Genomic DNA, 13,390 nt, shown 5'->3' with positions numbered 1-13,390 from the left:
AACGATCATGCCGCGCTCTCTAAAGAAAGGTCCGTTCGTTGACCTGCACCTCGTAAAGAAGGTGGAAGCCGCCGTTTCCGCCAACAACAAGCGTCCGATCAAGACCTGGTCGCGTCGCTCGATGATCCTGCCGGAGATGGTCGGTCTGACCATCGCCATCCACAACGGCCGCCAGCACGTGCCGGTGCTCATCAACGAGAACATGGTCGGGCACAAGCTCGGCGAGTTCGCGGTGACCCGCACCTACAAGGGCCACGCCGGCGACAAGAAGGGCAAGTGATGAGCACCGAAGCCAAAGCGATCCTGCGCAGCGCCCGCATCTCGGCGCAGAAGGCACGCCTGGTGGCCGACCTGGTCCGCGGCATGCCCGTGGGCCGGGCGAGCGACGTGCTTGCCTATACCAACAAGAAGGCCGCCCACCTTGTTCGCAAGGTGCTGCTCTCGGCCGTCGCCAACGCCGAGAACAACCTCGGCGCCGACGTCGACGAGCTGAAGGTCTCGCGCATCTTCGTCGACGAAGGTCCGGCGATGAAGCGCATGTACGCCCGCGCCAAAGGCCGCGGTTCGCGCATCCTGAAGCGCACCAGCCACATCACTGTGGTTGTGGGCAACTGACTGGGGTAAGAGACGATGGGTCACAAAGTTCATCCCACCGGTATCCGCCTCGGCATTGCCAAGGACTGGAACTCGAAGTGGTACGCCAACAAGGGTGAGTATGCCCAGTACCTCGCTGCCGACCTCAAGGTCCGCGAGATGCTGCGCAAGAAGCTCGCCGCCGCCGGTATCTCGAAGATCCAGATCGAGCGCCCGGCCAAGACCGCCCGCGTGACGATCCACACCGCCCGTCCGGGCGTGGTGATCGGCAAGAAGGGCGAGGATATCGAGAAGCTTCGCAAGGAAGTCACCGACATGATGGGCGTTCCGACGCACATCAACGTCAGCGAAGTCCGCAAGCCGGAACTCGATGCGCAGCTGGTTGCCGAGTCGATCGCGCAGCAGCTCGAGCGTCGCATCATGTTCCGTCGGGCGATGAAGCGCTCGGTCGGCAACGCCATGCGCCTCGGCGCCCTGGGTATCAAGATCAACGTCTCCGGCCGTCTGAACGGCGCCGAGATCGCGCGCTCCGAGTGGGCCCGCGAAGGTCGCGTGCCGCTTCACACCCTGCGTGCTGACATCGACTACGGCACCGCCGAAGCGAAGACCCAGTACGGCATCATCGGCGTGAAGGTGTGGGTCTACAAGGGCGAGATCTTCGACCTGGCGGCCGCCACGGCCGAGTCGAAGGAAGAACAGCAGCCTCAGCAGTCGTCGCGTCGCGAGGGTGGTGACAACCGCCGCGATCGTGATCGCGCTGCGAAGTAAGGAGCCGGTGCCATGTTGCAACCGAAGCGTACCAAGTACCGCAAGATGTTTAAGGGCCGCAACGACGGTCTGGCGTTCAACTCGAACCTCGTGAGCTTTGGCGAATACGGCCTGAAGGCTACGACGCACGGTCAGTTGACCGCGCGCCAGATCGAAGCGGCACGTCGTTGCATCACGCGCTACGTGAAGCGTGGCGGCAAGTTGTGGATCCGCGTGTTCCCGGACAAGCCGATCACCCGTAAGCCCATCGAAGTCCGAATGGGTGCAGGTAAGGGTGGCGTCGAGTTCTGGGTCGCTCTGATCCAGCCGGGCCGCATGCTTTATGAAATCGAAGGCGTCGACGAGGCGACCGCACGCGAGGCCATGCGCCTTGCCGCTGCCAAGCTCTCGGTCCAGACCCAGTTCGTGTCCAGGGCGGTGATGTAATGGCCATCAAAGAAATCAAAGAGAAGTCGGCGGACGAGCTGAAGCAGCATCTGCTGGACCTTCGCAAGGAGCAGTTCAATCTGCGCATGCAGAAGGGCTCCGGTCAGCTCACTCAGCCGCACCAGCTGCGCCGCGTCCGGCGCGACATCGCCCGCACGAAGTTCGTGCTCGGCGGCAAGAAGTAAGGGTGGCTGACATGAGCGATAACCAGAAGGCGGCGCGTACCCTCGAGGGCCGCGTCATCAGCAACAAGATGACCAACACGGTCACGGTCTTGATCGAGCGCCAGGTGCAGCACCCGCTGCTCGGCAAGATCATCCGCCGTTCCACCAAGCTCCACGCGCACGATGAAACCGGTGCGAACGAGGGCGACGTGGTCCGCATCGCGGAATGCCGTCCGCTGTCGAAGACCAAGCATCACCGCGTGGTCGCGATCGTCACTCGCGCTGAAGTCTGAGGAGGGTGCAGCCATGATCCAGATGCAAAGCACGCTTTCCGCAGCGGACAACAGCGGAGCGAAGGAACTGATGTGCATCAAGGTGCTGGGCGGCTCCAAGCGCCGTTACGCCGGCATCGGCGATGTCATCAAGGTGACCGTCAAGGACGCCATTCCTCGCGGCAAGGTGAAGAAGGGTGAGGTCTACAACGCCGTGGTGGTTCGTACCGCCAAGGGTGTGCGCCGCACCGATGGTTCGCTGATCCGTTTCGACGGTAACGCGGCCGTGCTCCTCAACAACAAGCTCGAGCCGATCGGCACCCGTATCTTCGGGCCGGTTACCCGCGAGCTGCGCAGCGAGAAGTTCATGAAGATCGTCTCGCTCGCGCCCGAAGTGCTCTGAGCGGAGGCCAGACCATGAACCGTATCCGCAAGGGTGATCACGTCGTCGTGATCACCGGCAAAAACAAGGGTCAGCGCGGTGACGTGCTGCGTGTCGACGGCGACCGCGTGGTCGTCTCGAACGTCAACGTCATCAAGCGTCACACGAAGCCGAACCCGCAGGCCAACCAGCCTGGCGGTATCGTTGAGCGTGAAGCCGCGATCCATATTTCCAACGTCCAGCTCTTCAACTCCGCCCAGAACAAGGGCGAGCGCGTGGCCACCAAGACGCTCGAGGACGGGCGCAAGGTGCGCGTGTTCGTCTCGGGCGAAGTCGTCGACGCGTAAGGAACCGAAGTCATGACCCGCCTTGAAACGTTTTACAAAGAGTCGGTAATGAAGAAGCTCACGGAGCGCTTCGGTTACCAGAACGTCATGGAAGTGCCGCGCATTACCAAGATCACGCTGAACATGGGCGTGGGCGAGGCTGCCGGCAACAAGAAGATCCTCGAGAACGCCGTGGCCGACATGGCCAAGATCGCCGGTCAGAAGCCGATCACGACCAAGGCTCGCGTCTCGGTCGCGTCGTTCAAGATCCGCGACGGTTGGCCGATCGGCTGCAAGGTCACGCTGCGTCGTGCCCAGATGTGGGAATTCCTCGATCGCCTGATCAACATCTCGCTGCCGCGTACGCGCGACTTCCGTGGTGTTTCGGGTCGTGCCTTCGATGGCCGCGGTAACTACAACTTCGGCATCAAGGAACAGATCATCTTCCCGGAAATCGACTTCGACCAGGTCGACGCGCTGCGTGGTATGGACATCTCCATCACCACGACCGCGAAGAGCGACGAAGAAGCCAAGGCGTTGCTGGAAGCCTTCAGCTTCCCGTTCCGCAACTGATCGCCAGGTAGAGAGAAAACATGGCAAAGACCTCGATGATCGAGCGCGACCTCAAGCGCGCCAAGCTCGCCAAGAAGTACGCCGCCAAGCGCGCCGAACTGAAGGCGATCGTCCTGAGTGCCACCGCCTCGTATGACGAGAAGATGGACGCCCAGACCAAGCTGCAGAAGCTCCCGCGCGATGCCAGCCCGTCCCGTCAGCGCAATCGTTGCGCCCTGACCGGTCGTCCGCGTGGCGTTTACAGCAAGTTCGGCCTCGGCCGTAACAAGCTGCGCGAGGCCACCATGCGTGGCGACGTGCCGGGCCTGCGCAAGGCCAGCTGGTAAAAAGCTACCCGCTCGACCCGGAAGGGCCGGGCGGGGCGTCCTGGGCGGAACTTGTCCGGGTCGTCATAGCCTGATATGATCGTCGGTCTGCGCAATGCAGACCGACGGTCTGTCGGCTTTACAATTTGAAGATTTCCGGTCATTCGGATATCGGTGCACTCTCAAGGGTTTTTTTATGAGCATGACTGATCCCATCGCCGATCTGTTTACGCGCATCCGTAACGCCCAGGCCACGGGCAAGGCGGTTGTTCGTATTCCGTCGTCGAAGATGAAGCTGGCGCTCGCCAAGCTTCTCCAGAACGAAGGCTACATTCTCGACGCCCGCGTCGCCGACGAAGACGGCAAGCCGGTTCTCGAAATCAAGCTGAAGTATTTCGAAGGCCGTCCGGCTATCGAATCCATTTCCCGCGTCAGCCGCTCCGGTCTCCGCGTCTACCGCGGCAAGGACGAGCTGCCGAAGGTCCTCGGTGGCCTGGGTATCTCGATCATCTCCACCTCCGCCGGTCTACTGACCGACGCACAGGCCCGTTCGAAGGGTCTGGGTGGCGAAATCATTGGCCAGGTGGCGTAAGGAGTCCCGATATGTCACGTGTAGCCAAGAAGCCCATCACCCTGCCGAAGGGTGTCGAACTCTCGGTCGCCAACGGCACCGTTTCCGTCAAGGGCCCCAAGGGCACCCTGACCACCCATGAACTGCCGGGCGTGACGTTCGCGCAGGACAACGGCGTGGCCACCATCGTTCTCGCCGAAGGCGCCGACGACAAGTTCGGCGGCACCGCTCGCGCGATCGTCGCCAACATGGTGCTCGGCGTGTCCAACGGCTTCGAGAAGAAGCTCGAGCTGGTCGGCGTGGGTTACCGCGCGCAGATGCAGGGCAAGGCCGTCAACCTGTCGCTCGGGTTCTCGCACCCGGTCGTTTTCGAGGCGCCGGAAGGCATCACCATCGAAACCCCGACGCAGACGGAAATCCTCATCAAGGGTTCCGACAAGCAGCTCGTGGGCCAGGTAGCCGCGAAGATCCGCGCGTTCCGTTCGCCGGAGCCCTACAAGGGCAAGGGTGTCCGGTATGCCGGCGAGACGATCATCCTGAAGGAAGCCAAGAAGGCCTAATCGGCCTATCCGCTTCCTGGAGACGAGACGATGAACAAGAACGAATCCCGCCTGCGCCGCGCCAAGTCGACCCGCGCCCACATCCGTGAGCTCGGTGTCCACCGCTTGAGCGTGCATCGCACCGGTCAGCATCTGTACGCCCAGGTCTTCGCGCCGAACGGCACCGTCGTGGCTTCCGCCTCGACCGTGCAGAAGTCGGTGGCTGAAGGCCTCAAGAGCAAGAAGAACGTCGAAGCCGCCGGTACCGTCGGCCGCATCGTCGCCGAGCGCGCCAAGGCCGCCGGTGTCGAGTCCGTCGCGTTCGATCGCTCGGGTTTCCGTTACCACGGTCGCATCAAGGCTCTTGCCGAAGCGGCTCGTGAGGCCGGCCTCAAGTTCTAAGAGGCGTCAGGCCACGGCGCCGGTCCCCACGGGCCGGCGTCGCCTGCTCCACCTACAACTCCAAGCGGCGACCGAGCCGTAAACAGAAGTCCCGGCATCCCCGGGCTATCAGGAAAAGAGATGTCCTCGACAGATCGCGAAAATTCGGACGGCATGCTTGAAAAGCTGATCGCCGTCAACCGCGTGGCCAAGACCGTCAAGGGTGGCCGCCAGATGAGCTTCACCGCGCTGACCGTGGTCGGCGATGGCGAGGGTCGCGTCGGTTTCGGTTATGGCAAGGCCCGTGAAGTGCCGGTCGCCATTTCCAAGGCCATGGAGCGCGCCCGCCGCAACATGGTGAACATCGAACTGAACAATGGCACGTTGTGGTATGCCGTCAAGGCCAACCACGGTGCCGCCCGCGTCTTCATGCAGCCCGCGTCCGAGGGTACCGGCGTCATCGCCGGCGGTGCCATGCGCGCCGTCCTCGAAGTGGTGGGCGTGAAGAACGTTCTCGCGAAGGCCGTCGGTTCGCGCAACCCGATCAACCTCGTCCGCGCGACGATCAAGGGTCTGCAGGCCGTCGCCTCGCCGAAGCGCATTGCCGCCAAGCGTGGCAAGACCATCGAAGAGGTGCTGGGCAATGGCTAAGAACACCGAAACCGCCGGTACCGTCCGCGTGCGCCTGGTCAAGGGCCTTCGCGGCGTGCAGGGGCGCCATCGCCTGAGCGTGAAGGCCCTGGGCCTGAACAAGCTCAACGACGTGCGTGAACTGAAGGATTCCCCGCAGGTTCGTGGCCTGATCAACACGGTCTACTACCTGGTCCGGGTCGAGGAGTAATCATCATGCGTCTCAACGACATCAAGCCCGGCAAGGGCGCCCGCAAGACCCGTACCCGCGTCGCTCGCGGTATCGGTTCCGGCCTCGGCAAGACGGCCGGCCGCGGCCACAAGGGTCAGCACGCCCGCGCCGGCAACACGCATCGCGTCGGTTTCGAAGGCGGTCAGATGCCGCTGCAGCGTCGCCTGCCGAAGGTCGGTTTCCGCTCGCTCAAGAAGGCGGATACCGAGCAGGTCATGCTCTACAAGCTGGCTTCCGTCCAGGGTGACACGATCGACCTGATCGCGCTGCACGCCGCCGGCCTCGTTTCGAGCCGCGCCAAGAAAGTGAAGGTCGTGCTCAAGGGCGAAATCAACCGCGCCATCAAGCTGCAGGGTGTGCTCGCGACGGCCGGTGCCAAGGCCGCCATCGAAGCCGCCGGCGGCAGCGTGGAGTAAGCCTCGTGGCTGGAGCGCAGGGCAACAAGCTCGGCTCGCTGGGCAAACTGACGGAACTGCGTCAGCGCATCCTGTTTCTCATCGGTGCGCTGATCGTCTTCCGCCTGGGTTCGTTCATTCCCGTGCCGGGCGTGAATCCCGAGGCGATGACGAGCCTGGTCGAGGGCGGTGGTGGTCTGCTGAACATGGTCAACATGTTCTCGGGCGGCTCGCTGTCCCGCTTTTCGGTGTTCGCGCTCGGTGTGGTGCCTTACATCTCCGCATCGATCGTGGTGCAGATGATGGGGTCGGTGGTGCCATCGCTGATGGCGCTCCGTAAGGAGGGCGAGTCGGGTCGTCGCAAGATGACCATGTACACGCGCTTCGGTACGGTGGGCCTGGCGGCGTTCCAGGCGTTCGGTATCGCGGTGGCTCTGCAGAAGCAGGTCGCGCAGGGCGGTAACCCGGTGGTCTACATGCCGGGTGCGGGTTTCATCATGGCGTCGGTGGTCGGTCTCACGGCTGGCACGATGTTCCTGATGTGGCTGGGTGAGCAGATCACCGAGCGCGGCATCGGCAACGGTATCTCGATGCTGATCTTCGCCGGTATCGTCGCCGGCCTTCCGGCAGCGGTGGCTCATACGGCCCAGCTTGCCGCGACGGGTCAGCTGAACCCGCTGCCTTTGCTGCTCGTCCTGGTGACGGTGTTCGCGGTGACGGCATTCGTGGTGTTCATGGAGCGTGCCCAAAGGCGCATCACCGTGAACTACGCGAAGCAGGGCGGCCAACGCCAGTTTCAGCAGCGTCAGGTGTCGCACCTGCCGTTGAAGATCAACATGGCGGGCGTCATTCCGCCGATCTTCGCGACCAGCTTGCTGCTCTTCCCCGCCACGGCCGCTACCTGGTTCGGTTCCGCCAGTCAGTCACGCTGGTTGCAGTGGCTGACCACGGCGCTGAGCCCGGGTGAGCCGATCCACGACATCGTGTTCGCGGTGCTGGTGATCGGGTTCGCCTTCTTCTATACGGCGATCGTGTTCAACTCGCAAGAAACGGCCGATAACCTCAAGCGTTCGGGTGCGTTGATTCCGGGCATCCGTCCGGGTCGCTCCACGGCGGACTACATCGATGGCGTCATGACCCGTCTCACGGGTGTCGGCGCGGTCTACATCGTGTTGGTCTGCCTGGTGCCCACGTTCATGCAGAACGCCTGGCACGTCCCGTTCTATTTCGGCGGCACTTCGCTGCTGATCGTGGTGGTGGTGGTGATGGACTTCATCGCCCAGGTTCAGGCCCATCTCATGAGCCACCAGTACGAGAGTCTGCTCAAGAAGTCCAATCTCCGTCGTAGCTGAGACGCGGCGGAGATCCAAGTAGGGTAGGCCTTGGCGCCCAGCGCCGCAGGGCTTCCCGTTTAGGTTAAATCAGGTTAGAATTGCGCGTTTACCGCGCACGAAGCACATCGGAGACAGTACATCATGGCGCGCATCGCGGGTGTCAATTTGCCGGTCCAGAAGCATGTCTGGGTTGGCCTGCAGAGCATTTATGGAATCGGCCGTTCGCGGGCGAAGAAGGTCTGTGTCGACGCTGGCGTGGTTCCCACCACCCAGATCAAGTCGCTGAGCGAGGGCGAAGTCGAGAAGATTCGTGCCGAGATCGCCAAGTACACCGTCGAGGGCGACCTCCGCCGCGAGATCGGTATGGCGGTGAAGCGCCTGATGGACCTCGGTTGCTATCGTGGCCTGCGTCATCGTCGCGGCCTGCCGGTGCGCGGCCAGCGCACGCGTACCAACGCCCGTACCCGCAAGGGTCCGCGTCGTCCGATCAAGAAGTAACGGATACCGAACATGGCTAAGCCGGTTAAGACCAAGAAGAAGATCAAGCGCGTTGTCACGGATGCCGTGGCCCACGTGCAGGCTTCTTTCAACAACACCATCGTCACGATCACCGATCGCCAGGGCAACGCCCTGTCGTGGGCGACGGCGGGCGGCGCGGGCTTCCGCGGTTCCCGTAAGTCGACCCCGTTCGCTGCCCAGGTTGCCGCCGAAAAGGCTGGCCGCGCTGCCGGCGACTACGGTGTGAAGACCGTGGAAGTTCGCATCAAGGGCCCCGGCCCGGGCCGCGAGTCGGCCGTGCGTTCTCTGAATGCGTTGGGCTACAAAGTGCTCAACATTATCGACGTCACGCCGATTCCGCATAACGGCTGCCGTCCCCCCAAGAAGCGTCGCGTCTAAGGAGCATAACCATGGCCCGTTATCGTGGAGCTACCTGCAAGCTGGCGCGTCGTGAAGGTGCCGACCTCGGTCTGAAGAGCCCGGCTCGCGCGCTTGATTCCAAGTGCAAGCTCGAAAACAAGCCCGGCCAGCATGGCGCCAACAAGCGCGCCCGTCTGTCCGACTACGCCGTGCAGCTGCGTGAGAAGCAGAAGGTCAAGCGCATTTACGGCGTGCTTGAGCGTCAGTTCAGCAACTACTACACCAAGGCTTCGACCCAGAAGGGCAACACGGGTGAAAACCTGCTTCGCCTGCTGGAAAGCCGTCTCGACAATGTCGTCTATCGCATGGGTTTCGCGGTCACCCGCGCCCAGGCCCGTCAGCTCGTGGCTCACAAGTCCGTGACGGTGAACGGCAAGAAGGTCAACGTTCCGTCGTACCACGTCCGTCCGGGCGACGAAGTGTCCCTGACCGAGAAGGCCCGTACCCAGCTGCGTGTTCAGGAAGCTGCGACCATCTACGACACCATGGACCTCCGTCCGTCGTGGGTCGAAGTCGACAGCAAGAAGTTCGCGGGCACGTTCAAGGCCGTTCCGGATCGTGGTGATCTGCCGGCCGATATCAATGAAGCCCTGATTGTCGAGCTTTACTCGAAGTAATCCACCGGAGCCTTGCATGGCAGTATCGTCTACTAGTGTGCTGCGGCCTCGTGGCCTCAGCGTCGAGCAGCTTGGAGCGAACCGCGCGAAGGTGGTGGTCGAGCCGCTCGAGCGTGGCTTCGGTCACACCCTGGGCAACGCGCTGCGTCGCGTGCTGCTCTCTTCGATTCCGGGTAGCGCGATCGTCGAAGTCGAAATCGACGGCGTGCTGCACGAGTACACCACCCTTGAGGGTCTGCAGGAAGACGTCATCGAAGTCCTGCTCAACCTGAAGGACGTTGCCATTCGCCAGCACAGCGGTGACGAAGTCACCCTGACGCTGTCCAAGAAGGGTAAGGGCGTGGTCACCGCCGGCGACATCGCGGTCGACCACTCCGTCGAAATCGTCAATCCCGAGCATGTGATCTGCCACCTCACCAAGGACGTGGCCCTGAACATGCGTTTGAAGGTGCGTCGCGGCGTCGGCTACCAGCCGGCCAGCGCGCGCCAGCATCCGGACGACGAAACCCGTCCGATCGGCCGTCTGCAGCTCGACGCGTCGTTTGCGCCGGTCCTGCGCGTGGCTTACGAAGTGGACGCGGCTCGTGTCGAGCAGCGCACCAACCTCGACAAGCTCGTGCTGGATATCGAAACGAACGGCACGATCGGTGCGGAAGACGCCGTGCGCAAGGCAGCGGAAATCATCAACGACCAACTGTCGGTGTTCGGTGATTTCTCGCGTCGCGAGAGCGATTCCACCAAGGCGGAAAAGGGCGGTTTCGATCCGCTCCTGCTGCGCCCGATCGACGATCTCGAGTTGACCGTCCGTTCGGCGAACTGCCTGAAGGCGGAGAGCATCTACTACATCGGCGATCTGGTTCAGAAGACCGAAGTCGAGCTGCTCAAGACGCCGAACCTCGGCAAGAAGTCGCTGACGGAAATCAAGGATGTGCTGGGTGGGCGTGGTCTCGCCCTCGGCATGAAGCTCGAAAACTGGCCGCCGCCGGGTTTGTCCCACGGCATGCAGTTGGGCTGATGTATGACGGGGCGATCGGTTTTCGATCGCCCCGATCCTTTGCGAGGCCAGCGGATGCATCGTGCATTTCCGCTGGAGGTTCGAAGCGGTCCACAGAGGCCGTGCTCTTATAACGAGGCGTTTTGACAGCCTCGAATAGCGGGTAACCGCGGGAAGTCGCTCATCCTGACCGGCTTTTCATAACAACAGACATAGAGAGTAATCGCCATGCGCCACCAGAAATCCGGTCGCAAGCTCAACCGTACGAGCAGCCACCGCGAAGCCATGTTCAAGAACATGGCGTCGTCGCTGATCAAGCACGAGCTGATTCGCACCACCCTTCCCAAGGCCAAGGAACTCCGTCGCGTCGCCGAGCCGCTCATCACGCTCGCGAAGAACGATGGCGTTGCCAATCGCCGTCTCGCGTTCTCCCGCCTGCGCGATAAGCAGGCCGTGGGCAAGCTCTTCGTCGAACTGGGTCCCCGCTACCGCGAGCGTCCCGGTGGCTACCTGCGCATCCTCAAGTGCGGCTTCCGTCCGGGTGACAACGCTCCGATGGCTTACGTCGAGCTTGTGGATCGTCCGGAGAAGACCGAGGCCGTCGACGCCGAATAAGCGGCAGCGGTTTCAAGTGAGATCCAACCCTGGCGGGGCAACCTGCCGGGGTTTTTCTTTTGGGCGCTCTGGCGACGCGGTGCGTCCATGCTGGGGGTGGCCGTCCGCCGGGCGATGCGATCCCGATCGCGATCAGGGTTCGTTTACGTGCTCCGGCAGGAGACTGCGCTGTCGATGGATGCAAGAAGGCGCCGTCACGAATCGTCCGTGAGTCGGATATCCGTGGTGATCCAACAAATTTCGTTGCAATTCATCGACATGGTTGCAGACGAAACTTCGGGGCACGCTGGCAAGTAAGTGCACAAAGCGTTAACGTGGGTGTCCCGCAACGCAACAAGCGCCCCATGAATCCACGCACCTGGTCGTTTCGCACACGCTATCTCGCCGGTTTCCTCGTTTGCGTGGCGCTGATGGGTTTTGCGCTCTATGCGCAATACGTCATGCACCTGGACCCGTGCCCGCTGTGCATCTTCCAGCGCATCGCGGTGTGCGTGATGGGGCTTTTCTTTCTCATCGGCGGACTCCACGGTCCACGCAAGACGGGCACGCGTGCGGTCTACGCCGTGTTGGTCACGCTGGGCGGGGTGTGGGGTATCGCCACCGCCGGCCGTCATCTATGGCTGCAGAGCCTGCCCGCCGACCAGATCCCCGCCTGCGGTCCCGGGTTGGGCTATCTGTTCGACGCCTTTCCCTTCATGAAGATGCTCAAGCTCGCCTTCACCGGTTCGGGTGAGTGTGCCAAGGTCGAGCCGATTCTCGGTCTTCCCATGCCCGCGTGGACGTTGCTCTGGTTCGTGGCTCTCATCGTTTGGGCCTTGCTGGCCGTCCGCCGTACCGTTCGCTGATTTCCCCCGCGCCACAGGCGCATTCACTCAGGCACCGCCGTCATGCAGCACAACCTCAAAACCGTAGCCTCCCCGTCCCTCGACTGGGCGCCGGGTACGTGGCGGTCGAGGACCGCCCTTCAACAGCCGATGTATGAGGACGCCGCCGAACTCGCCGACGCGCTCGCGCAATTGGGCGAGTTGCCGCCGCTGGTCACGTCCTGGGAGATCCTGAAGCTCAAGCAGTCCATCGCCGAAGCCCAGGCCGGCGAGCGTTTCCTGCTCCAGGGCGGCGACTGCGCCGAAAGCTTCGCCGACTGCACCAGCCCCATCATTTCCAACCGCCTGAAGGTGCTGTTGCAGATGAGCCTGGTGCTCGTTCACGGCCTGAAGAAGCCGGTGCTTCGCGTGGGCCGCTTTGCCGGCCAGTATGCCAAGCCGCGTTCGGCCGACGCGGAGACGCGTGACGGCGTGACGTTGCCCGCGTTCCGCGGCGATCTGGTCAACAGCCCCGAATTCACCCCCGAGGCGCGTCGCGCCGACCCGCGTCGCCTCATCAAGGCGCACGCGCGTTCGGCGATGACCATGAACTTCGTTCGTGCGCTCATCGACGGTGGTTTCGCCGACCTGCACCATCCCGAGTACTGGGATCTGGCCTGGGTGGATCATTCGCCGCTGGCGGCCGAGTACAAGCGCATGGTAGCCAGCATCGGCGACTCGTTGCGCTTCATGGAGACGCTGGGTGGCGAATCCATCTCTTATTCGCGCGTGGATTTCTACACCTCGCACGAGGCCCTGTTGCTGCATTACGAAGAGGCGCTGACCCGCCGGGTTCCGCGCCAGGACGGCTGGTTCAACCTGTCGACGCATTTTCCGTGGATCGGCATGCGCACCGCCGCACTCGATGGCGCGCATACGGAATACTTCCGTGGGATCCGCAACCCCATCGCGGTAAAGGTGGGGCCGACGGTCGAGCCGGACGACCTGCTGCGCCTCATCGACGTGCTCAATCCCGACGAAGAGCCGGGTCGTCTCACGTTGATCCATCGCATGGGCAACGACAAGATCGGTACGCGCCTGCAGCCGTTGCTCGAGGCGGTGAAGCGCGAGGGTCGTCGCGTGTTGTGGGTGGCCGATCCCATGCATGGCAATACCGAGAGCACCAGCAACGGCTACAAGACGCGTCGATTCGCCAACATCTCGGGCGAGCTCGACCAGGCGTTCGACATCCATGCGGCCGCGGGTACGCGCCTGGGCGGTGTGCATCTGGAGCTTACCGGTGAGAACGTTACCGAGTGCCTGGGCGGCGCTCGCGGGTTGGTGGAGCAGGATCTCGACCGGGCGTACAAGTCGATGGTCGATCCGCGCCTGAACTATGAGCAGTCGCTGGAACTGGCGATGTTGATCACGCGCAAGTCGAACGGCATGGGGTAAATCACGCGTTCGCTTCGCAGGAATCGCGGACAGGGTCCGCTCCCACCCTTCGGTAGGAAGCTCACTACCCGAGGGTGGGAGCGGCCCCTGTCCGCG

The 13,390-nt window shown here is 62.8% G+C and carries 24 protein-coding genes; all 24 read left to right on the top strand.

Annotated features, from left to right (window positions below):
- Positions 1-7: 7 nt before the first annotated feature.
- The 24 genes from rpsS (at position 8) to L2Y94_RS16675 (ending at position 13,294) form a co-directional block, all read left to right on the top strand.
- Positions 8-280, top strand: coding sequence for a 30S ribosomal protein S19 (gene rpsS / locus L2Y94_RS16790; protein ID WP_029213892.1), 273 nt, complete (start codon positions 8-10; stop codon positions 278-280).
- Positions 280-615 carry a 50S ribosomal protein L22 gene (gene rplV, locus L2Y94_RS16785; RefSeq protein ID WP_144916960.1) on the top strand — a complete coding sequence of 112 codons (336 nt, stop codon included), beginning with the start codon at positions 280-282 and terminating at the stop codon, positions 613-615. Before rpsS ends, rplV begins: the two co-directional genes overlap by 1 nt.
- Before the next feature lie 15 nt (positions 616-630).
- Positions 631-1,362, top strand: coding sequence for a 30S ribosomal protein S3 (gene rpsC / locus L2Y94_RS16780; RefSeq protein WP_144916961.1), 732 nt, complete (start codon positions 631-633; stop codon positions 1,360-1,362).
- Positions 1,363-1,374: 12 nt separating this feature from the next.
- Positions 1,375-1,788, top strand: a complete 414-nt coding sequence (rplP, locus tag L2Y94_RS16775) for a 50S ribosomal protein L16 (RefSeq protein WP_144916962.1) — start codon at positions 1,375-1,377, stop codon at positions 1,786-1,788.
- Positions 1,788-1,973, top strand: coding sequence for a 50S ribosomal protein L29 (gene rpmC / locus L2Y94_RS16770; protein WP_144916963.1), 186 nt, complete (start codon positions 1,788-1,790; stop codon positions 1,971-1,973). The genes rplP and rpmC overlap by 1 nt, the downstream gene beginning before the upstream one ends.
- Before the next feature lie 11 nt (positions 1,974-1,984).
- Complete coding sequence (gene rpsQ / locus L2Y94_RS16765) at positions 1,985-2,245, top strand: 30S ribosomal protein S17 (protein ID WP_144916964.1); 261 nt, start codon at positions 1,985-1,987, stop codon at positions 2,243-2,245.
- 13 nt (positions 2,246-2,258) lie between these two features.
- Positions 2,259-2,627 (top strand): 50S ribosomal protein L14, encoded by a 369-nt coding sequence (gene rplN / locus L2Y94_RS16760; protein ID WP_144916965.1) that lies wholly within the window; start codon positions 2,259-2,261, stop codon positions 2,625-2,627.
- A 14-nt stretch (positions 2,628-2,641) separates the two neighbouring features.
- On the top strand, positions 2,642-2,953 hold the full coding sequence (rplX, locus tag L2Y94_RS16755) for a 50S ribosomal protein L24 (RefSeq protein WP_144916966.1): 312 nt from the start codon (positions 2,642-2,644) through the stop codon (positions 2,951-2,953).
- A gap of 12 nt (positions 2,954-2,965) precedes the next feature.
- Positions 2,966-3,505 carry a 50S ribosomal protein L5 gene (rplE, locus tag L2Y94_RS16750; protein WP_045831134.1) on the top strand — a complete coding sequence of 180 codons (540 nt, stop codon included), beginning with the start codon at positions 2,966-2,968 and terminating at the stop codon, positions 3,503-3,505.
- Between the two features lie 20 nt (positions 3,506-3,525).
- On the top strand, positions 3,526-3,831 hold the full coding sequence (gene rpsN, locus L2Y94_RS16745; protein WP_144916968.1) for a 30S ribosomal protein S14: 306 nt from the start codon (positions 3,526-3,528) through the stop codon (positions 3,829-3,831).
- A gap of 175 nt (positions 3,832-4,006) precedes the next feature.
- Positions 4,007-4,402, top strand: coding sequence for a 30S ribosomal protein S8 (gene rpsH / locus L2Y94_RS16740; protein WP_144917013.1), 396 nt, complete (start codon positions 4,007-4,009; stop codon positions 4,400-4,402).
- A gap of 11 nt (positions 4,403-4,413) precedes the next feature.
- Positions 4,414-4,941 (top strand): 50S ribosomal protein L6, encoded by a 528-nt coding sequence (gene rplF, locus L2Y94_RS16735; RefSeq protein ID WP_144916969.1) that lies wholly within the window; start codon positions 4,414-4,416, stop codon positions 4,939-4,941.
- A 30-nt stretch (positions 4,942-4,971) separates the two neighbouring features.
- Positions 4,972-5,322, top strand: coding sequence for a 50S ribosomal protein L18 (gene rplR, locus L2Y94_RS16730; RefSeq protein ID WP_144916970.1), 351 nt, complete (start codon positions 4,972-4,974; stop codon positions 5,320-5,322).
- A gap of 120 nt (positions 5,323-5,442) precedes the next feature.
- On the top strand, positions 5,443-5,952 hold the full coding sequence (gene rpsE, locus L2Y94_RS16725; RefSeq protein WP_144916971.1) for a 30S ribosomal protein S5: 510 nt from the start codon (positions 5,443-5,445) through the stop codon (positions 5,950-5,952).
- Entirely contained in the window at positions 5,945-6,142 is a 198-nt protein-coding gene (gene rpmD, locus L2Y94_RS16720) for a 50S ribosomal protein L30 (RefSeq protein WP_144916972.1), read from the top strand. Before rpsE ends, rpmD begins: the two co-directional genes overlap by 8 nt.
- A complete protein-coding gene (gene rplO, locus L2Y94_RS16715) occupies positions 6,142-6,579 on the top strand; it encodes a 50S ribosomal protein L15 (RefSeq protein ID WP_247375301.1) in 438 nt (145 codons plus the stop codon). Before rpmD ends, rplO begins: the two co-directional genes overlap by 1 nt.
- 5 nt (positions 6,580-6,584) lie before the next feature.
- Complete coding sequence (gene secY / locus L2Y94_RS16710; RefSeq protein ID WP_247369572.1) at positions 6,585-7,910, top strand: preprotein translocase subunit SecY; 1,326 nt, start codon at positions 6,585-6,587, stop codon at positions 7,908-7,910.
- Between the two features lie 123 nt (positions 7,911-8,033).
- On the top strand, positions 8,034-8,390 hold the full coding sequence (rpsM, locus tag L2Y94_RS16705) for a 30S ribosomal protein S13 (RefSeq protein WP_144916975.1): 357 nt from the start codon (positions 8,034-8,036) through the stop codon (positions 8,388-8,390).
- Between the two features lie 12 nt (positions 8,391-8,402).
- The gene (gene rpsK, locus L2Y94_RS16700; protein ID WP_007513384.1) at positions 8,403-8,789 is read left to right on the top strand and encodes a 30S ribosomal protein S11; all 387 of its coding nucleotides are present in this window, start codon (positions 8,403-8,405) and stop codon (positions 8,787-8,789) included.
- 11 nt (positions 8,790-8,800) lie between these two features.
- Positions 8,801-9,427 (top strand): 30S ribosomal protein S4, encoded by a 627-nt coding sequence (gene rpsD, locus L2Y94_RS16695; RefSeq protein ID WP_029213873.1) that lies wholly within the window; start codon positions 8,801-8,803, stop codon positions 9,425-9,427.
- A gap of 16 nt (positions 9,428-9,443) precedes the next feature.
- Positions 9,444-10,442, top strand: a complete 999-nt coding sequence (locus tag L2Y94_RS16690; RefSeq protein WP_046967234.1) for a DNA-directed RNA polymerase subunit alpha — start codon at positions 9,444-9,446, stop codon at positions 10,440-10,442.
- A gap of 207 nt (positions 10,443-10,649) precedes the next feature.
- Positions 10,650-11,036, top strand: coding sequence for a 50S ribosomal protein L17 (gene rplQ, locus L2Y94_RS16685; RefSeq protein WP_144916976.1), 387 nt, complete (start codon positions 10,650-10,652; stop codon positions 11,034-11,036).
- A gap of 344 nt (positions 11,037-11,380) precedes the next feature.
- Positions 11,381-11,881 (top strand): disulfide bond formation protein B, encoded by a 501-nt coding sequence (locus L2Y94_RS16680; protein WP_247369569.1) that lies wholly within the window; start codon positions 11,381-11,383, stop codon positions 11,879-11,881.
- 42 nt (positions 11,882-11,923) lie between these two features.
- Positions 11,924-13,294 (top strand): class II 3-deoxy-7-phosphoheptulonate synthase, encoded by a 1,371-nt coding sequence (locus tag L2Y94_RS16675; RefSeq protein ID WP_247369566.1) that lies wholly within the window; start codon positions 11,924-11,926, stop codon positions 13,292-13,294.
- Positions 13,295-13,390: the final 96 nt, after the last annotated feature.

Source organism: Luteibacter aegosomatis (assembly GCF_023078455.1).
Classification (GTDB): domain Bacteria; phylum Pseudomonadota; class Gammaproteobacteria; order Xanthomonadales; family Rhodanobacteraceae; genus Luteibacter; species Luteibacter aegosomatis.
This window is presented reverse-complemented; position numbering and strand designations above follow the sequence as displayed.